Annotated in this window: 17 protein-coding genes; 4 read left to right on the top strand and 13 right to left on the bottom strand. The window is 61.4% G+C overall.

Annotated features, from left to right (window positions below; translation table 11 throughout):
• Positions 1–45: 45 nt before the first annotated feature.
• From ACP2YO_RS21600 to mgtE, 5 genes are all read right to left on the bottom strand, one after another.
• Positions 46–1,266: a cupin domain-containing protein gene (locus ACP2YO_RS21600; protein ID WP_426442595.1), complete on the bottom strand. Its 1,221-nt coding sequence runs from the start codon at positions 1,264–1,266 to the stop codon at positions 46–48.
• A gap of 326 nt (positions 1,267–1,592) precedes the next feature.
• Positions 1,593–2,693 (bottom strand): helix-turn-helix transcriptional regulator, encoded by a 1,101-nt coding sequence (locus ACP2YO_RS21595; RefSeq protein WP_426442594.1) that lies wholly within the window; start codon positions 2,691–2,693, stop codon positions 1,593–1,595.
• A gap of 1,032 nt (positions 2,694–3,725) precedes the next feature.
• On the bottom strand, positions 3,726–4,766 hold the full coding sequence (locus ACP2YO_RS21590) for an IS110 family transposase (RefSeq protein ID WP_426434447.1): 1,041 nt from the start codon (positions 4,764–4,766) through the stop codon (positions 3,726–3,728).
• Positions 4,767–4,991: 225 nt separating this feature from the next.
• Positions 4,992–5,312: a helix-turn-helix domain-containing protein gene (locus tag ACP2YO_RS21585; protein WP_426443281.1), complete on the bottom strand. Its 321-nt coding sequence runs from the start codon at positions 5,310–5,312 to the stop codon at positions 4,992–4,994.
• Between the two features lie 127 nt (positions 5,313–5,439).
• Complete coding sequence (gene mgtE, locus ACP2YO_RS21580; protein ID WP_426442593.1) at positions 5,440–6,861, bottom strand: magnesium transporter; 1,422 nt, start codon at positions 6,859–6,861, stop codon at positions 5,440–5,442.
• 92 nt (positions 6,862–6,953) lie between these two features.
• Between mgtE and ACP2YO_RS21575 the strand changes: the two genes are divergently transcribed.
• Positions 6,954–7,766, top strand: coding sequence for a polysaccharide deacetylase family protein (locus tag ACP2YO_RS21575; RefSeq protein ID WP_426442592.1), 813 nt, complete (start codon positions 6,954–6,956; stop codon positions 7,764–7,766).
• A gap of 96 nt (positions 7,767–7,862) precedes the next feature.
• Positions 7,863–9,215, top strand: a complete 1,353-nt coding sequence (locus tag ACP2YO_RS21570) for a polysaccharide deacetylase family protein (RefSeq protein ID WP_426442591.1) — start codon at positions 7,863–7,865, stop codon at positions 9,213–9,215.
• Here ACP2YO_RS21570 and ACP2YO_RS21565 read toward each other — a convergent pair.
• The 8 genes from ACP2YO_RS21565 to ACP2YO_RS21530 form a co-directional block, all read right to left on the bottom strand.
• Positions 9,212–9,586 carry a hypothetical protein gene (locus ACP2YO_RS21565; RefSeq protein WP_426442590.1) on the bottom strand — a complete coding sequence of 125 codons (375 nt, stop codon included), beginning with the start codon at positions 9,584–9,586 and terminating at the stop codon, positions 9,212–9,214. The genes ACP2YO_RS21570 and ACP2YO_RS21565 overlap by 4 nt on opposite strands.
• Before the next feature lie 243 nt (positions 9,587–9,829).
• Complete coding sequence (locus ACP2YO_RS21560; protein WP_426442589.1) at positions 9,830–11,455, bottom strand: FAD-dependent monooxygenase; 1,626 nt, start codon at positions 11,453–11,455, stop codon at positions 9,830–9,832.
• 39 nt (positions 11,456–11,494) lie between these two features.
• Positions 11,495–12,337: a VOC family protein gene (locus ACP2YO_RS21555; protein ID WP_426442588.1), complete on the bottom strand. Its 843-nt coding sequence runs from the start codon at positions 12,335–12,337 to the stop codon at positions 11,495–11,497.
• Between the two features lie 34 nt (positions 12,338–12,371).
• Positions 12,372–13,259, bottom strand: a complete 888-nt coding sequence (locus ACP2YO_RS21550) for a VOC family protein (protein ID WP_426442587.1) — start codon at positions 13,257–13,259, stop codon at positions 12,372–12,374.
• Positions 13,256–13,702 (bottom strand): hypothetical protein, encoded by a 447-nt coding sequence (locus tag ACP2YO_RS21545; RefSeq protein ID WP_426443563.1) that lies wholly within the window; start codon positions 13,700–13,702, stop codon positions 13,256–13,258. Before ACP2YO_RS21545 ends, ACP2YO_RS21550 begins: the two co-directional genes overlap by 4 nt.
• A gap of 390 nt (positions 13,703–14,092) precedes the next feature.
• Positions 14,093–14,854: an SDR family NAD(P)-dependent oxidoreductase gene (locus ACP2YO_RS21540; RefSeq protein ID WP_426442586.1), complete on the bottom strand. Its 762-nt coding sequence runs from the start codon at positions 14,852–14,854 to the stop codon at positions 14,093–14,095.
• A gap of 15 nt (positions 14,855–14,869) precedes the next feature.
• Positions 14,870–15,355 carry an aromatic-ring-hydroxylating dioxygenase subunit beta gene (locus ACP2YO_RS21535; protein ID WP_426442585.1) on the bottom strand — a complete coding sequence of 162 codons (486 nt, stop codon included), beginning with the start codon at positions 15,353–15,355 and terminating at the stop codon, positions 14,870–14,872.
• 10 nt (positions 15,356–15,365) lie between these two features.
• Complete coding sequence (locus tag ACP2YO_RS21530; protein WP_426442584.1) at positions 15,366–16,658, bottom strand: aromatic ring-hydroxylating oxygenase subunit alpha; 1,293 nt, start codon at positions 16,656–16,658, stop codon at positions 15,366–15,368.
• Positions 16,659–16,872: 214 nt separating this feature from the next.
• On the opposite strand from ACP2YO_RS21530, the gene ACP2YO_RS21525 reads away from it, so the two are divergent.
• Together ACP2YO_RS21525 and ACP2YO_RS21520 are read left to right on the top strand one after the other, a co-directional pair.
• Positions 16,873–17,850, top strand: coding sequence for an amidohydrolase family protein (locus ACP2YO_RS21525; RefSeq protein WP_426442583.1), 978 nt, complete (start codon positions 16,873–16,875; stop codon positions 17,848–17,850).
• Positions 17,843–18,325 carry a hypothetical protein gene (locus ACP2YO_RS21520; RefSeq protein WP_426442582.1) on the top strand — a complete coding sequence of 161 codons (483 nt, stop codon included), beginning with the start codon at positions 17,843–17,845 and terminating at the stop codon, positions 18,323–18,325. Before ACP2YO_RS21525 ends, ACP2YO_RS21520 begins: the two co-directional genes overlap by 8 nt.
• Positions 18,326–18,352: the final 27 nt, after the last annotated feature.

Below are 18,352 nucleotides of genomic sequence, written 5' to 3'. Positions count from 1 at the left end.
AAGCGCCCGGCGGCTCTTGGCCGGTTCTGACCGGATGACCAAATATCAACCTGCATCGAGTGGCGCAGAAATAACCGCCGTCTGCTTGAAAGGCGCGACGGCCATTTCGGTCATACCGAAATTGTTAGCGAGCAAGTGGCGCGGCGCGGTCGCCAGCCAATTGGAAAGGCTGCTTTCTCGATAAACTCCGCTGTCGAGAACGCCGACAATTTCAGCATCTTCGGTTCCGATGTTCTGGATCGAGTGCCCGCAATTGCGCGGGATATAGGCGCAATCGCCGGGTGAAAGCTCCGCGACGGAGACGTGTTTGTCGAACGCAAACAGCGTGACCCGCGTCCTTCCGGTCAACACGTAGTGCCACTCGTTAGCGTCCGGATGCCAATGCGGCTCGTGCATCGCGCCGCGCTTCAGTTTAAGGAGCATCCCGGTCATCGTTGTCGCGACCGGAAACTCTTTTGCCGACGCCACATAAAGAGCCCCGCCGGCCGTGCTAATCTTGGGCTTTTGCGCCATAAGCGAATAGCGATGCGTGCGATCCGGATCCAGAGTACGGACGACGCGCGCCTGCGGCCCGTCGAGCGGCAGCACCTCACCCTGCATGATGTAGGTCTCGGCCTTTGGGACCGCAGCGAATGTCTCCGCGGGGATGCCAAGCGCCTGTGACAAGGTCAGTGAGTCATAGCGGCTCATCCAATCGCTAATGCCGAAAGTGCCATGCTCGGAATAGAGTCCGTCATCGAAGGCAAGGATGGCATGACAGGGCGTTGGCCCCAGCGTCTGAATGGCATGGCTATGGCCATTCGGGAAATACCAGAGGTCTCCCGGACCGAGGTTGACGACCTCAAGCTGGCCTTCGGGATCGACCACCGTGACCTGGCAATGGCCACCGACCACATAGGCCCATTCGGCCGAGTTGTGCCAATGCATTTCACGGGCGCCGCCTGCATTGATAAACAGATGCGCGCCGGCGATATTGGTGGCGATCGGAAGTCCACGCGCAGTGATTTCACGCGCCCAACCGCCTGATGTCGCCTTGATCGGTGCCTTGTCGAGGGACGTTGTGAAACCGACGGGATCGCCCGGTTTGCGCGGAATGGTCTTCAGGTAGTCCGACGCAGCCGAGACCTCGTATCCGGCGGCATGTCCATCGCTGCCGGCTGCAAGCGATCGCGACGCGACGAGTGCGCCTGTACCGGCCACAAATGACTGAAGAAGAAAACGGCGGTTTGCTTCAAACACGATATGCGCTCCGATTTCGTTGTGCATCCGGAGAATCCGGACAGAAAACTGGAACCTGCGAAATTGCCAAGCAACTCCAAATCCAAGCGCTCACGCCTGGCGTCGGATAGTCTGACTCCTTGGTGCCTGGGTCGTTGTGAGGTCGTTCACACTACGAAACACAATTTCGAAACGTCGCTAACCATCCGATCCAACCGAACAGGGCGGCTGCACGCACATCATCGCTGGGCGATTTTGAGGTGAAACTTTGCCTGAGAGAATTGGCTGGTTCGAGGTTGCAACGCCACAGCGCTCGACGCCTCATCAGAACTGATGAGGCGGCCAATATTTTTAGAGCATCCGGCTTGATCGGATCAGCCCGGGTCGTTCAACCTGGTCGAGGAAAGCCCCGTCAGCAACGCGACGACCTCGGTTTGACGCGAGCAACCGGTCTTTTCCAGAATCCCGCGTACGTGCGTGCGGATCGTATTGGGCGATATGTGGCTGTCCGATGCGATCTCATCGACGGTTTTCCCGACAGCGAGGCTGCGGGCGACGCGCGCTTCTGCCGGCGTCAGATCAAATAACGAGCGGACAAGTTCCACCGGCGGCGCTTGCGGAAAAGTTACGGGCATCATCAACAGGACACCCGCAGAACTCTGAAAAATGTCGCGGCTCAAGCCGCGGATGGGGACGATATGCACGACCATGGCGGCGCTGGCTGCGACGCCGCGACTGGCGAAGGAAAGCACCGGCGTGGCGCCTTCCACGTCGAGATTGGCGACTGCCTGCCGGAGCAATGAGTGGGCGCCCGAATCTTTCAGTGAGATGCGGTCTCGGGCTTGCCACCTGATATGGTCGGTCAGCGCTTCAATCAAATGGTTCGCGGCGAGAACCTTGCCCTGGTGATCGAAAACCAACGCCGGCAAACCGAGCAGCGCCAACGTCTCGCTCGCGACACGCGCGCGCTCCAATTGAAGGCGGGCCGACATCAGCGCGCTGCGCGCGAGGTGGGGTCGGAACGCGTCAAGCTGCTCGATGATGGAAGCCTCGACAGGGCCGCGGGTGCGAACTCGCTCCAAGGTCAGACAGAGCGTGTCACCGGTCGGCAGCGGCACCGCCGTCCCGGTACCCCAGCCGAGTCCGGCAGGCCACAGAAACTCGCTATAGACGGGATCGGCGGCCATCTCCTCTTCGGTACCGTAAAGCTCAGGCTCCAGCACAAAGCCGGCGTGCTGGACGGCACGGAGGCGCGTGACCCGTTGTCCGCGCGTCACCAAATCGCTCCTGGCAAACAGCTCTATCCCCGCGCGCAGGGACTCCGACGCTGTCCAACTCTCGACCTTGGTCGACGAGGCCACAAAGAATGTGCCGCCCAGCGCATCTGAAATTCGCGCGAGCTGGTCCAGAACGTTAGGCCAACGTTCGGGCGCGAATGAGCATTCGTAGATTTCGTCGACCAGCTTTTGATCCATGGAGCTTGACCTTCGTATGTCATCTCAACTCTCGATCAAATCCGTTCCGGCCATGATATCATGAGACAGTCGTCGCTGCTTCACTTCGCTTGATATCGCAACGCCGGACCGTTGCTGTAGGAGCGCGGTGCGTTCCGCCAAGCCATCTATCGGGAAAATCAAGGGGTTCACGGCCCTGGCGACCACCACGGGTAAAACTACGCTCGGCGCCGGTTGGCATATTGGCGATCACGATCACTGATTTGCCCGACGGCGCAAGCCCTCGTGACAAAAATATTCTGATTTTCGGAAACGAAACTCAGTGCTATAGATTTGTCCGTCTCACCCGACCGAGGGGCGCTCGCGATCGTCACGAACGCGCGGTGGGATGCGGTGGACGCCGATGTCACGATGGACGATCGTGGCAGATAGCGGACGGTGAAGTCGTGCAGGCCTGACGCCCTAGTGGCAGGTGTCCTGTCACAAGAGACTGAGGTCTCTTGCTGACGGCGGTGACAAGCAAGCCCAGTCTCACCGGGGAGAGCACGTATAAGCCGTAACCCATCGCGCAGGGAAAGCCGGGTTGTTTCCGGTTACACCTGTGGTCCTACCCCGGTGCTTTCTGTTGCACCGGGCCCATGGGTGCAATCGGCACCCGGCTTTCCCTGCGCCCTCTACAAGATGAGAGGGCGGAAACGAGAAGCAAAGCTCGGACGATTCATGTCGCGAGAACGCGAACGTATGACTCGTGATCGCGCAACAGATTTAGTGTCGTCCTGGCGCACGCCAGGACCCATATGTGGACGGCCCCCGTGGCACAAGAGCTTTTTGAGCGGATCGGATCGCTTGCATCCATATGTCCGGCCTTTTGAGTGCGATCGGATGGATCGCTGGCCAAGATGGTTTGCGCGATGCGAGTTCCAAACAACCACGCGGCCTGTTGACGGCCGATGGGTCCCACGGACTGTCTCGCATCGTTGCTCGATCGATCGCTCCATCTGCTCCTGCAGCTCCGGGTCGGCTGACGAGCGAGCCCGCCAGCCGGCCAATCTGTTAGACGGCGACTGCCGCGGTGGCATTGATCCGTGCGGCGTCATAACTCTCGCCGGTCGCCATCAGCTTCCAGGCGATGCGGGCCACCTTGTTGGCGAGCGCCACGGCGGCAAGCTTCGGTGGCTTGCGCTTGATCAGGGCCAGCAGCCAGCGCGAGTGATGGCCGCGCCCGCGTCTGGCCTGCTGGATGACCGCCGTTGCCCCGATCACCAGCAGGCGGCGCAGGTCCTCGTCGCCCGCCCGCGTGATCTTGCCAAGCCTGGTTTTGCCGGCGGTGGAGTGATCCTGGGGGGTGAGGCCGAGCCAGGCTGCGAAGTGACGGCCGGAGCGGAAAGCATGGGGATCGGGTGTCTTCATCACGAGCGTCGTTGCAACGATCGGCCCGACAGAAGGGATCTGCGCCAGACGCCGGCCCACGGCGTCGGAGCGGTGCCAGGCCATCAATCTGGCTTCGATCTCCTGCAGCTCGCCCACGAGTCTGGTGTAGTCGCGGCCCAGCACCGTAAACAGCTCGCGTGCCAGGGCAGGAAGCGTCTCGTCCTGCGCAATCCGCGCCAGCAGCGGCTCGATCTTGTCGGTCCCTTGGGCCCCGATCAGGCCAAACTCCGCCGCATGGCCGCGGATCATATTGCCGAGCTGGGTGCGCCGGGCGATCAATCCAGCGCGGACACCCGTCAGCATCAGCGCGGCCTGCTGCTCGACCGTCTTGACCGGCACGAACCGCATGCTCGGCCGGCTCATCGCTTCACACAGCGCCTCCGCATCCCGACCGTCGTTCTTGTTCCGCGACACATAGGGCTTCACCAATTGCGGCGCCATCAACTTCACCTCGTGGCCCAGCTTGCGAAGCTCCCGTGCCCAATGGTGCGAGGCCCCGCAGGCCTCCATCCCGATCACGGTCGGCGGCAACTTGGCGAAGAACTCCAGCACCTGCTTGCGCGCAAGCTTCTTGCGCAACACAGGCTGTTCCGCCGCATCAACCCCATGCAGCACAAAAATATACTTCGACGTATCCATTCCAATGCGGATAATCTCTCTCACGGACGGCTCCCTTGTCTGAGATTTGCAACAACCTCATTCTGGCACACTGATGCCGTAGGGGGCCGTCCACACCATCAACCCCAAATATAAATCGTTGCGCGATGCTTAGGCCCCAATTCCCCTCAGAACAAATGCTGGTGGGTCCTGGCGTTCTCCAGGACGACAGCGCTGGTGTGGCACGCAGACGTGTCCATTGTCTCGCAATAGAAAATGCGCCGCGCCAGCTCAAGCCGGTGTCGGCTCGCTCGACAGCGCGGCGAACACCGTCTCGGGCGAATGGGCGATCACGGCGAGCAGTGCGCGGGCGGGGCCGCGCGGCGCGCGCTTGCCCTGCTCCCAGTTCCGGATGGTTTCCACGGGGACGCCGAGCTTGGCGGCAAATTCACATTGGGTCAGTTGCGCCCGGCGGCGCAGGTCGCGTACCGCCGGCTGCGATGCGGCCGGTGGCGCTGCGGCTGCAACGGGCAGTGCCGGGGCCAGCGGGATTTCCTTGCCGTCACGCAATTCGACGATCCGTCCGTCCGCCTTGAGCCGCAAGCGCTGCATGATGTCCCCCTTGGGAAGGCAGACATCATCCGCAAAGCCGCTTAAGGCCCGATTAACGATAAAAGCCTCTTTGTCTGACGCGTTTTCTTCACGCGAACCGGGGGCCACTTCGCTCGAAAACGCTCTGTTATTTGAGGCCGAACCACAAGGTCGCGATGCCCAGGAAAGAGAAGAACCCGACCACGTCGGTGACCGTGGTGACGAACGTGCCGGAGGCGACCGCAGGATCGACCCGCACCCGATCCAGCACCATCGGGATCAGGATGCCCCCGAGCGCCCCGGCGACGAGATTGCAGATGATGGCGAGGCCAATCACGATGCCGAGGCCCGGGATCTTGAACCAGGCCACCGCGGCAATGCCCGTGATGATCGCGAAGGCAAGGCCGTTGACGATTCCGACCATGCCCTCGCGCAACACCACGCGCATGGCATTGAAGGAGCCGAGCTCTCGGGTGGCGAGTGCGCGCACGGCGACCGTCATGGTCTGGGTCGCGGCGTTGCCGCCCTGGCTCGCCACGATCGGCGCCAGCACCGCGAGCGCCACCATCTTCTCGAGCTGTCCTTCGAACAGACCAAGCACCGACGAGGCCAGGAAGGCGGTGGCGAGGTTGACCAGCAGCCAGTTGAAGCGGCCGCGGGCGATGGTCCAGACCGTGTCGGAGAGTTCTTCGGGGTGGGTAACACCGCCGAGCGCCTTGAGGTCCTCGTCAGCCTCCTCCTCAATCACGTCGACGACGTCATCGATGGTGATCACGCCGACCAGCCGGTCGGTGGTATCGACCACGGGAGCTGCAACCAGATTGTACTTGCCGAACATCCGCGCGACTTCCTCCTGGTCCTCCAGGGCGGAGACCCGGCGGCGGTCTTCATCGACCAGGTCGGTGATCGGCACCGGGCGGCGCGCCCGCAACAGCACATCCAGCGAGACCGCGCCAAGCCAATGCCTGTCGGCGTCGACCACGTAGATCTCGTAGAAACGCTCCGGCAGGTCGGGCGTGTCGCGCATGTAGTCGATCGCCTGCCCCACGGTCCAGGCCGGCGGCACCGCGATGAATTCGGTCTGCATCCGCCGGCCGGCGGAATTCTCCGGATAAAGCAGGCTGCGCTCGATGTCCTCGCGCTCGGACTGGGGCAGCTTTTCCAGGATCTCTTCCTGGTCTGCCTCGTCGAGGCTTTCCAGCAGCTCGACGGCATCGTCGGATTCGAGCTCGCGGACGCCCTCGGCGACCGTCTCCGGCTCGAGTTCCTCGAGGATCTCCTCGCGGACGGTCTCGTCGACCTCGTTGAGCGCCGAAAAGTCGAAATCCGCCCCCGTAATCTCGACGAGGGTGACGCGGTCGTCGGGTGCGAGCGCCGCGATCAGATCGCCGAGATCAGCCTCGTGAAGTTCCGCCACCACCTCACACAGCAGCGGCCGGTCGGCGGCGTGGATGGCGCGCGTGATCCCGTCGACGAATTCGTGGCGGAGCTGCCCCTCCTCGTCCCGCATTGGCGTGCGATCGAGCACGTCTGCGCCGACGGGCTGGGCAACGTCGATTTCCTCGGCCATGCCGCGTCTCGCCGGTTTGACAGGAATGAAGAATTGGTCTGAGTTATGCGGAACGGATTACCTAATGGGCGGTGACCTGTGCAATGAGAAATATGTCTCACGGAACACGGTCGAGGCCGAATGCGCTCGCGCTGCTCATTGCGATAGTGCTTGCGCCCGCCGCGCTCGTCGGCTCCGCGCACGCCGCCGAGTGCCCGCGCAAGGATGCGCTCGGCACCTCACGGGTGCTCGAGGTCGATCCCAAGGCCTATCCGCGCGTCGGGCTGAAGAGCTTTCCGGACACACTGCCGCTTCAGGACCACGAGATCGTGCTGACCTTCGACGATGGGCCGTCACCGGGCCTCACCGACAAGGTGCTGGCGGCGCTGTCAGCCGAATGCGTGAAGGCCACCTTCTTCATGGTCGGCCGCAACGCGACGGAGCATCCCGATATGGTGCGCAAAATCGCGGGCCTCGGCCATACCATCGGCTACCATACCTTTGACCATCCGCACCTCAACAAGCTGTCGACGGACGAGGCCGAGGCCAATATCGACCGTGGCATCGCGGCGGTCGAAAAGGCGCTGCACGGAACCGGGACCACAAACCCGAGCATGCCGTTCTTCCGCTTCCCCTATTTCGAGTCGACGCCCGAGTTGCTGGACCTCCTGGAAAAGCGCGGTATTGCGGTGTTCGGAGCCGATTTCTGGGCCAGCGACTGGGTCAAGATGACGCCCGACGAGGAGCTGAAACTGCTCACCGGGCGGTTAGAGGCCGCCCGCAAGGGAATTATCCTGCTACATGACCCGCAGCAGCGAACGGATGACATGCTGCCGGCCTTCTTGCGGTACTTGCACGACCACAATTATCGCATAGTCCACATCGTCCCGGCTGCCGCCAAAGTCGTGTCCGATCAGACACATTGAACGCGGGCCTCGAGCTGGATTACAGATCGTTAAGGCAGCGTTCATGGCGCCTCCGTTAAGGATTTAGCAGTGCGTTTGGAATGCGGCCGAGGTCCTATGTTAGCGAGCGTCCTGGTGGGTATCCGGAAGCGGTCATGGACCGTCATTGGCGGCGCGCTGCTCGGCTGTTTCATGGCGCAGGCGGCGCTTGCGGAGGACTGCCCGGGCAACCCCAACGCGCTCGGCACCTCCCGGACCCTCGTGGTCGATCCCCGAGCGCACCCGCGGATCGGCACGATGCAGTATCCGGAAACGCTGCCGCTCGCCGATCACGAGGTGGTGCTGACCTTCGACGACGGGCCGCTGCCGAAACACAGCAACCAGATCCTGGCCATTCTCGCCAGCCAATGCATCAAGGCGACCTTCTTCACCATCGGCAGCCAGGCCAATGCCAGTCCAGAGGGTGTGCGCAAGCTCGCCGCGGCCGGGCATACGATCGGCACGCACACGCAGCACCATCCGCTGACCATGAACAAGATGCCGATCGACAAGGCCAAGCAGGAAATCGACGACGGAATCGCCTCAACGCTGGCTGCGCTGAATGGCGACAGGAGCAAGCTGGCGCCATTCTTCCGCATTCCCGGATTGCTACGCGCCACCGCCGTCGAAGATTATCTGGCTTCACAGGGCATCCAGGTTTGGAGCGCGGATTTTCCGGCGGATGACTGGCGCCACATCTCGCCGCAGCGGGTCTATGACCTCGCGATCCAGCGGATCGAGGCCAGGGGCAAGGGCATCCTGCTGCTGCACGACATCCAGCCGCGCACCGTCGCGGCGCTGCCCCGAATCCTGAACGAGCTGAAGGCGCGCGGCTACCACATCGTCCATGTCGTGCCCGCGACGCCGGATCTGCCGGCGACGCCGACCGACCCGCAGGACTGGTACATGCATCCGCCGTCCGAGCGGGTGGCGCTCAAGCGCTGGCCGAGCGTTCCGAATTTCGTCTTCACCGCGAGCAGGACGCTGCCGTCACCGGTGTTTTCCGATCTGGATTGGCGCGACGCCGAGGCGCTGGATCACGCGCAACACGCCCGCATCGGCGAACCTCGCCGGGCGCTCTGGCCGCAACCGCTCGTCGCGCAGCCGAGTTCCGCCGCGACCTTACCGGTCCCGGCGGCGGGCGTCTTCACAATTCCGGAAGGAGAGCGCCCGACACTGCTCGCAGCGCGGCCTCGGGCCGCTCGCGTGGCGAGCGCAGCCGCGGCCCGATCAGAGGCGCTGTCCGCGCACCAGGCCAAACACCCCAAGCGGACCGCGCACCTGCCGCCGGCGGCGGCCCATGGCAACGGTCGTGTCGCACCCCAGCATGCCGAGCAAACCGGGAAGCCGGGTTCGGTCCGCGTTGCCAGCCTGAAGAAGCGATCGCCACGCGCCGAGGCGACCGCGATCGCCAAGCGGGTACCGGACTAATTCGTGACGATCTTGGCGACGCAGAGCAGGATCACCAGCGCAAGGAAGAAGAGATCGATATAGGCCTTGATCTCGCCGGCGTGCCGGAGCGCGGTGACGTCATTGACGATCTGCTTGCGCGAGGCCGCCGAATTAGGCCCCTCGCCCGAGGCCGCGGCCAGCCGGCGGGTCTCGCCTTCCAGCCGCTCGATGCGCTGAAAGAAATAAAAGGAGCGCAAGGCGGAGAACGCATGCATCGCCGCATAGACCAGCACGAGGATCGCGACGATCGCCCGCTGCTCGTATCTCTCCAGGTAGTTCAGGCTGAAATAGACCAGCCCGAGGAACACGAAATTGGAGACGGCACGGTAGGCGTAGCTCAAAAAAATCATCAGGCGCTCCGGGCGAAGCTGGCTTCCCAGCGCACGCAGTCAACAGAATCAGGCACATCGGGCCGGCAGCGGTGAACCAGCAGGCCATGCATGCGCGAGACTACGCGATCGCTGTTACAGGAACGCATCGGCCAGCCCCTGCCGCTGCCAAATTTGTGCAGCCAAACCGGCATCATGCATCCTGCACCCGGAAGCAGTCGGGCCAACCGAAATCATGCTGATATATGAACAACGGCGGAACGACTAGTCCTTCGCGCGGCCCGTAACCCGGTCCACGAGCTTGCCCACATTTGCGGGTGCCTTGTCACCGCGCCAAGCTATGTGCATGTCAGGTCGCAGCAGGAATAACGACTTGTCGTACAGTTTGCGCATGTGGGGCTCATCCAGCTTCACCACAGTCAACGGCGCACCGATAGCGCGGAATGCCGCCTCGAATTCGCTGATGTCCCTGCTGTCCACCCCAAAATGAAGCAGAGTGTACCAGTACCCGACGACGTCTTGCAGCGGTCGCCCATCGCTCAGCCACATGTGCGGCGCGCGCGCGCCGGGCCGCGTATGTGGAGTGTAGACGTTGGTGTCCCAGGTCTCAGATCTGGATTCCTCATCCAGGATGGCCGAACCCGCATACGTGTACCCGAATTCGGCTCCTCTCATGCCGTGCATGCGCGCATGATTGATCCTGAAGGATTTCGCGATTTCGTGGCGCAGGTCGGCGCCATCAGGCGTATCGTCGAGGACATCGGGCTTCACAAGGGATTGCCAGATTGGGACGCCCGATGCCGCCCACCCAGAAGCAGCGACGTTGTGCACGCCCACTGGACGCCGCTCCAGCTCATAGGAATCTAGCAGCGCCGGCCCTCCCCAGCCCTTGATCACACCGGCTAGTTTCCAGGACAGATCGAAGGCATCGCCGAGCGCCGTGTTCATTCCCAACCCCCCGGTCGGAATGACGAGATGGGCGGAATCGCCAGCCAAAAATACCCGGTGATCCCTGTAACGCTCCGCGAGCAGAAGGTGGTGCCGCCACGTCAGAACGTGCAAAATCTTGATGTCGCAGGGGTAGCCCACAAGCCTCGCAATGACGGCCTTGAAGTCGGCGTCTTCCGGTAACGACGTATGAAGGGTGAATTCCTTGCGATCGCCTTGGACGACGATCGTGAAGCTCTCTTCCGGATCAAGAAACGAGTAGTGACGTCCTTTGCCATACGGAATCTTGTCGAAAAGGTCGTGTGAATAAAAGATCACCTGACGCAGTTCGCGAATCGAACCATCCCCCTCCAGTCTAATATCCAAGCCTTTGCGAACAGTGCTCACGCCGCCGTCGCAGCCGACCAGATAGGAGGCGCGCGCCTCCATTTCTTCACCATCGATCCGGCGAGCCGTAACGGTCACGCCTGTATCGTCCTGAACGAAGCCCGTCACTTCGCATCCATGGCGCACCGTCACGTTGGGCGTGCTCTCGGCAACCTCCTTCAACAACGGCTCGACCTTGTTCTGTGCGACCAGCTGGTAGGGCTCGAGAGGCAACGATCCATCGTGGGTACGCGCAATACGCTTCCGCCAATCGGCGACCGACGGGAATGGCAACACTGCCACGGGCGGATCGCTGAGATGCGTCATCAGAAAAACGTCCATCGGCATTTCCGACGGAAAGCCGAGCTCGCGGATACGATCGGCGATGCCGATACGGCGGAAGAATTCCATCGATCGGGCGTTGGTTCGATCCATCTTTGGCCATGGGGCCGTGGCGGGGCGGCGCTCCATGAGCAGACACTTCACGCCACGCCGGCCAAGATCGATCGCGGTACAGAACCCAGCAGGTCCCGCCCCCGCTACGATGACGTCAAAAGGTTCGGCGCTGGCAGGCATTGTTTCCTACTTTCATCACGCCTTAGGCGGCTGGTCCGTTCACCAGCTGCGCTTGGAGCCCCACATACAGAGGCTCGACGGCTCGAAACCAAATTGGCGCGGCCTGTGCGTTTCCTCGTCCTCGATTTCGTCCACACCGACGGAATATTCGAACACCACTCCGTCCGGGCCCCGGAAGTAGAGGAACCTTGCGCCTGATGTCGGATGACGACCCGGACCGAACACGATGGGCACACGCTGACCCGACAAATGATAGTAGGAGCGCAACACGTCATCGTTGCTCTCGACCTGATGATTGACGTGGTGCACTCCCGGCTTGGGTCCCGGCGCCAGCGCGATCGTGTGATGGATGGCGTTAACCCGCATCAGCGCGATGTCTCCGATCCGGTCACTGACACGCGCGTTGCATACCTGGGTCCAGAACCGCTCGTCTCTCACGGGATCGGTCGTAAAAAGACCCACATGGCTGAACCCCGTGATACCCGCGTCCCGAGACGCAAAGTAGCGCTTGCCGCTGCGTTCCGGTCGAACCACCAATTCGATGTGATTGCCGGTCGGGTCCTTGAAGCCGATAAATGCGTTGACCTTGCGCAACGCGCATTCGCTCGCCGTTCCCGCGTGAACCGGGTGCCCCAATTGGTCCAGCGTCGCCGCGGCAGCGCTCAGACTGGTTTCGTCTTCCACCTCGAACCCGACAGTCTGCTCGGCCGGATCACCTTCGAAATAGCAGAGCGTATGAGCCCGATCGTCTGAGCGAAGATAGAGGGCCTTGCCGGCCTGTTCGCCGACCTGCAGCCCCAGGCATTTCGTCGCAAAGCTTTCCGCGTCTTCGAGATTGGATGTGCCAAACCGGACGTATGAAAGGTCCTTGAGCTCGATCATGTGTCTCTCCCGAGTGGGGCGCCAGATTGGCCGGCTATGCCGGCTGTAGTTCGATGATATCAGTGCTTCGGCTTCCCCATTCGCAGAGTGAGGAAGCCTCCAGGGTGAATTGCCGCGGGTGATGATCCGGCTCGATGCTTCCAAGGCCATAGCCATAGGAGAAGACGTAACCTTCCGGCCCGGCAAACCTGACGAACATCTGGCCGGATGCCGGCTCGCGGCCCGGCCCGTGCAGGATCTTGATCTGGCGCTCTTCGACGAAATAGTGATTTTGCATCAAGGCATCCATGCTCTCGACGCCGTACGAAACGTACACGAGGCCGGCTCTATCCGATGGATAGAGCACCACACGGTGATGCATTTGATCGATACCGAGATAGGCTATCTCGCCGACCCGGTCGGTGATCTTCGCACCCAGGATCGTCGTCCATAATCTGAGATCGTCTTTCATCGCACAGCTGCGAAGGCCGGCGCCCTGCAATCCCGTGACGCCGGCGTCACGGCTCGGGAAATACCGGCGGCCACTCTGGTAGGGTCGCAGCACCAGGTCAATTTCGTTGCCGGTGGCATCCTCGATGATGAGCGCCCGGCGGACGAAGCGTTGCGCGCACTGATCCTTCGTGGCTTCGCGCGTGCGAAATTGATCACTCACCAAAGCTTCGGCGATGCGGTCGAACTCGTGTTCGTCGGATATTTCGATACCGAGGCTCGGTCTCTCGGCGTCAGTCGCGAAACAGAGCGTGTAATAGCGGTCGTCGGAACGATAGAGATGCGGCTCCAGATCGTTCGGAACGTGTTGCAGGCCAAGAATGTCGGTTGCGAAAGCTGCCGCCGGCTGCATCGTCTGGACCGGAAGTCGGACATAACGCAGTTGTTTCAGCGGACAGCGCCGAGATACGCCGGGCGACTTCATGCTGGTCATGTTCGTTTCCTCGACTGCTTGGACATCGAAGTCGCAATGTGCTGCCCGACGATCGAGCGCCAGACGTTCATCAGGCGCCTAAATTGCTCGGGATCGTTTTCGAGCAACGTTCTTACCGAAAGTCCGCGGACGACACTCAAGGTCAGTGCGAGAATGTCGCTGGCAAGCTGCTTGGGAATTCCAGAGGATATCAGGGTATCCAACCACGCAGCTTCGATCGAAAAGCGGGTCTGGCGCGTGAACTGGGACGTCTCGCGCCTGAGACGCCGCGTACTCTCATCGCTCATCGCTATCGCGAGGCCGATGAAAAAGTGATCGCCAAAGAAGTAATCCTTGGCGTCCTCGATGATGTCTCCGATCTGATCCCCACTGCCACGGGCCAGCCGCGCCCGGCGGGTGCTCTGCGCGAAGGTCATCTCATTGACATAGGTCAGCACTTCCACGACCAGCGCGTGCTTGTTCGGAAAATGATGCAGCAAAGCGCCGCGAGAAACGCCTGCGAATTTGGCGACTTCCATCGTCCGCAAACCGCCGAAGCCGTTCTTTCGAATGAGCTTGGCCGCGGCCTCGAGCAACAGCTTGCGCGTGGCTTCGCTGCGCTCCGCTTGAGTCCGGCGTGGCGCATATTTAGGTTCGGCAGAGCTCTCTCGCCGCGATCGGAGTTTTTGCCGCGGGGCCGGGGCTTGCAGCGTTCGAGAACTGGGTTGCCCGATCGGCTTTGGGTCTTTGGTGTTCGACATAGACACTTTCTTCGATGATTTGAACCGAGAAGGCCCTAGATGGAGCGCCACAGAACTCTGTCGCGCCGATCAGCGACCTGGTCGCCGCGCGCGTCATAACATCGTGCTGCCACCGTTGACGCTGATCACCTGCCCGGTCACGAACGACGCTTCCTTTGAGGCCAGATAACAGACCATGGATGCGATCTCGTCCATTTCGCCAGCTCGGCCCATCGGAACCACATCGACAAACCTCTGCAGGGCCTGCGCCGACATCAGGGTGGCCTTCTGGACCTGGGGGGTGTTGACGATGCACGGCGCGACGACATTGAAGGTAATGCCATCTTTGGCGAACTCCCGGGCAAGGCCGGTGGCGATGGCATGCACGCCGCCCTTGGCGGCATTATAGGCCGCATGATCCCAGAGGCCGTTGCGAACCGAGTCGGCACCGATATTCACCACCCGGCCGTAACCCTTGGCCTTCATGATCGGTACGGCGTGCCACGTGCACCACACCGTCGTCCACAAATTGCGATCGATCGTGGTGCGCAGGGTGGCCGGGGTATGCTCGAGGAACGGTTTGATGATGCCGCCGCCGGCATTGTTCACGAGCACATCGAGGGTTCCGTAAGCGTCGATTGCCGACTTGACGACATCGCCGGCGATCTCCTCCTTGGAGAGGTCGCCCGCTTTCACCTTCGGCATCCCGTATCCGCGCGCGGCGATATCCTCGGCGACGACCTTGAGCTGCTCTTCATTGACATCCGACAACATCAGGCGTGCGCCATCCTCGGCGAAATGCCTGGCGATGACGGCGCCAATTCCGCTGGCCGCGCCGGTGACGATCACTACTTGGTTGTCGAAACGCGACTTCATCCGCTACCCGTTGATTTAGAGCACGATACTGATGCGGCCGGAAGGCCGCAGCCCTTCGCTGCCGAGCAGGCAGCGCTTTTCCCGGATCTTGAGGCACTCGCCGTCGGTCGCCAGGCGGTAGTTGCTGGTCCCGAAATACAGGTCGGTGGTGCCGTCCTTGGTGCGCAGCGTTTGGAAAACACAGCTGACTTCGATCTCGTCGTCGGTTCGGCTGCGGATCCGGACATTGCCGACCATTCGGCTGGTCTTCGAATGCGGAAACTCGGCGTGCGCGGTGCGCTTCATCAACCGCTTGACCCGCTCGCCGAGCCTGATGCGATCGTCGGCGATGTAGAACAGGTTGGTGTCAGGCGATGCATCCGGTGGCAAGTCGGTGCAAGGCACCTCATATTTGGCGTCGTCGGTAAAAAGGGTCAGCCACTCCGGCAGCCGCCACTGATCGAGCAGGTCAGCCTCGGCAAATAGAAAATCCTCGACATCGGCACGGCTCACGGAATGCATGTCGGCCTCCTCAAGCTGCAACGTCTTTGACACTGGGGACGGGCGTCGGGAACATCTGGCGGTTCCACTGGGTCCAGAACGCTCGCATCTGAAGCTCATCGTTGTGGGATGGCTTTTCCTTGCCCATGCCTTTCGAGATGTCGTTCCACAGCGCCTCCTTGGAATTCTTGAAGCCGCGTTGGCAGTGTTCGAGCGCTTCGGCATCGTCCGGGGTCGCAAACCCGCCGGGGCCAAGAAATTCGAGGAAATTATTGAGACGGTATTTACGCGCCCAAGCCGTTTCGTCGTTCGGCGCCAACGCCCAGGCGTTGATGACCATGTAATCGGGCGCGATCGGAAAATAGGTCCTGACGGTCAGGGCCATGATGTCGTTGACGACGAGATTGGGGAAAATGAACAGATTGCGGTTCTTGAGCGCGATCCGGTCGGCGCGATCCTTGCCGTACAGGGCGATCAGTCTGTCGTACTGCCGGGCAATTTCCGTTTTGCCGGCTTCGCCCCAGCCCGGAATCCACTGTGCGACCGGCCGGCCCCACGGCGCGCCATATTCCAGAACGGCGTGCCCGCCGCCGAGATCGTAGCCGAAGCCGCCGCCGGTACCTGAGCTCATATTGTCGGTGCTCGTCATCAGAATATCGAAGTAGCTCGCATGCGTGGTGATCGCATGGTAGCCGTCGATGCTGTTTTCGGTCAGCAGCTTCCAATTGGCGCGGATCGAATATTCCTGACTGCCTGCCACGATCGACATCCCGGCCTCGGTCTGGTCGCAGATGACGTCGAGATACTCCTTGGCATTGCCGAGATATTGCTCGAGCGGCGCGATGTTAGGATCAAATGAGACGAAATTGAAGTCGCGATAGCTTTCGTAGCGCGGCACGGACTGCATGTTCGACGTGCTGCGGCCTTTGAAGTCCTCGGGATAGGATTCCTCGCCGGGCTGCCCTCGCAGCTTTCCGTCGGCGCTGAACGTCCAGCCGTGATAGAAACACTGGAACGACTTGGCGTTACCCTTGCGCTCGCGACAGACTTGGGCGCCACGATGCGGGCAAGTGTTCAGCAAGGCGCGAAGCCGCCCCTTCGAATCGCGCGTAAACAGGATGTTGCGGCCCGCAACCGGGCGAACGAGAAAGTCGCCTGGCTTCGACAACTCCGAGGAATGGCCGAGATACAGCCAGCAGCGATCGAAGATTTTTTCCTTCTCCGCTTCGAATATCTCATGGTCGACGAAGTTGCGACGCGCGACCTTGAAGATCCGCTGCGCTGGATCCACGAGCAAAGCTGACTGGGCGTTATTCGCGCTCATCGCGTTTCCCTCTGGCTATCCCGACGCCCGTGTTAGCGTCGGCGTTTCGTTCCCTTGCCAATCCGGCAGTCGTTCTGACGTTTCAAAACACGCCTTGACTCCAGATTAGAAACAATCAATCCTGTTTGTAAAGTAAAAACGCTGCTCGCGACGGGCTTGCCTAACCAGGTCCCGATCGATTCAAGATCTCTGAGCAGCAACAGGGAGCGACGCAGTGGGCCCGGTGATCGATGTCCATACCCATGTCGTGCCTTCGCGGCTTCCTGCCGATTCCGGTCGGGACGCACGATGGCCGAGCGTCAAGCTGTCGGGCGGCGATCAGGCCGCGGTGATGATCGCAGGCAAGGTCTTTCGGAAAATCGATGCGCGGTCGTGGGACGTCGAGCGGCGGCTATCGGACATGAGTGAAGACGGCACCGACATGCAGGTGCTGTCACCGATGCCGGAGCTCTTGTCGCATTGGCTGCCTGCCGGTGACGCCGAATACCTCGCCGACCTCATGAACGAACAGATCGCCGGGATGATCTCGCGCGCTCCGCGCCACTTTGCCGGCATCGGAATGGTTTGCGCGCAGGATGTTCCACGCGCCGTTCGCCAATTGCAAAAGATCAAGGCGCTTGGCTTTTCCGGGATTGAAATCGGAACGCACATCAACGGGGTCCCGCTTGGGAGCGAAACATTGCTTCCGCTTTACGAGGCGGCGGAAGCAATGGATCTCGCAATCTTTGTGCACCCGCTGCACCCGGCCGGTGTGGAGAGGATCGGGTCGAGTCCGGAATTTGCGGCGATAGCGGCATTTCCGCTTGAAACTGCGCTTGCATCGGTGTCGCTGCTGGCAGCTGGAATTCCCGAACGTTTCCCACGCTTGAGAATATTGCTCAGCCATGGCGGGGGCGCTCTGTCCTGGATATTGCCGAGACTCGAGGTCGGTTGGTCGCTTGGCCTGAAGGGCCAAATGCAGCAACCGCCTTCGAAGACCGCCCGTCAGTTCTGGTACGACACGATCCTCTATGACGCCAGTTCGTTGTCGTATCTCGCCGGCGCCGTCGGAAGCGACCACATCGTTGTCGGCTCGGATTATCCTTTCACCATCATGCAGAAGCAGCCCGGCGCATTTGCTGCGAGCACGTTGAGCGAAGCGGCACTAACGGAAAACGCCTTCGCCTTTCTCGGCCGAGATCACCATGGTTGAGTGCCGGTCGCTCCATCAGATGTGCCTGCTCGGTCCGGTACCTCCCCGGACACCCGGTCGAAGCGACGCTCAGGTGCCATCGGACTCAAGCCGAGGCGAAAGCAAATACGGCCGGATACCCTTTGTCTATTTCTATCAGAAGGACGCGAAAGCCGATCCTGCCTTCGGACTTCTGGACATCGAAATTTCAATCCAGCGTCGTGGCCCCAAGTCGTTTCAGTTCGAGATCTACTGCATTGGCGATGGCTACCAGAGTGGGCACGGATCATGCGAGCCGCAGCCGCTGGCGATCGAGTTTCGTGTCGGTGCCCGCGCTGTCGCCAAGGCGGAATGGTCCTACCCGGCGGTTCTCAACGGCCACATGGATCCACTTAACTTTTCGGCCGGCATCGAAATCAGCGATGCAGATTTCCAGGACATCGACAGCGCCTTGCTTCCATCCGTGCATGGCGAAGTGACCATATGTCTCGACTAGACCGAGTTGCATAGTTCAAGTCTCTGA

It is taken from the genome of Bradyrhizobium genosp. P (assembly GCF_049949265.1).
Lineage (GTDB): Bacteria > Pseudomonadota > Alphaproteobacteria > Rhizobiales > Xanthobacteraceae > Bradyrhizobium.
This window is presented reverse-complemented; position numbering and strand designations above follow the sequence as displayed.

Excerpts from the sequence above, each read along its gene's own strand:
- ACP2YO_RS21550 (WP_426442587.1), bottom strand. The coding sequence starts at position 13,259 with ATGACCAGCATGAAGTCGCCCGGCGTATCTCGGCGCTGTCCGCTGAAA.
- ACP2YO_RS21520 (WP_426442582.1), top strand. The coding sequence starts at position 17,843 with ATGGTTGAGTGCCGGTCGCTCCATCAGATGTGCCTGCTCGGTCCGGTA.
- ACP2YO_RS21535 (WP_426442585.1), bottom strand. The coding sequence starts at position 15,355 with ATGCATTCCGTGAGCCGTGCCGATGTCGAGGATTTTCTATTTGCCGAG.
- mgtE (WP_426442593.1), bottom strand. The coding sequence starts at position 6,861 with ATGGCCGAGGAAATCGACGTTGCCCAGCCCGTCGGCGCAGACGTGCTC.
- ACP2YO_RS21600 (WP_426442595.1), bottom strand. The coding sequence starts at position 1,266 with ATGCACAACGAAATCGGAGCGCATATCGTGTTTGAAGCAAACCGCCGT.
- ACP2YO_RS21585 (WP_426443281.1), bottom strand. The coding sequence starts at position 5,312 with ATGCAGCGCTTGCGGCTCAAGGCGGACGGACGGATCGTCGAATTGCGT.
- ACP2YO_RS21575 (WP_426442592.1), top strand. The coding sequence starts at position 6,954 with ATGTCTCACGGAACACGGTCGAGGCCGAATGCGCTCGCGCTGCTCATT.
- ACP2YO_RS21565 (WP_426442590.1), bottom strand. The coding sequence starts at position 9,586 with ATGATTTTTTTGAGCTACGCCTACCGTGCCGTCTCCAATTTCGTGTTC.
- ACP2YO_RS21530 (WP_426442584.1), bottom strand. The coding sequence starts at position 16,658 with ATGAGCGCGAATAACGCCCAGTCAGCTTTGCTCGTGGATCCAGCGCAG.
- ACP2YO_RS21540 (WP_426442586.1), bottom strand. The coding sequence starts at position 14,854 with ATGAAGTCGCGTTTCGACAACCAAGTAGTGATCGTCACCGGCGCGGCC.
- ACP2YO_RS21570 (WP_426442591.1), top strand. The coding sequence starts at position 7,863 with ATGTTAGCGAGCGTCCTGGTGGGTATCCGGAAGCGGTCATGGACCGTC.
- ACP2YO_RS21595 (WP_426442594.1), bottom strand. The coding sequence starts at position 2,693 with ATGGATCAAAAGCTGGTCGACGAAATCTACGAATGCTCATTCGCGCCC.
- ACP2YO_RS21555 (WP_426442588.1), bottom strand. The coding sequence starts at position 12,337 with ATGATCGAGCTCAAGGACCTTTCATACGTCCGGTTTGGCACATCCAAT.
- ACP2YO_RS21560 (WP_426442589.1), bottom strand. The coding sequence starts at position 11,455 with ATGCCTGCCAGCGCCGAACCTTTTGACGTCATCGTAGCGGGGGCGGGA.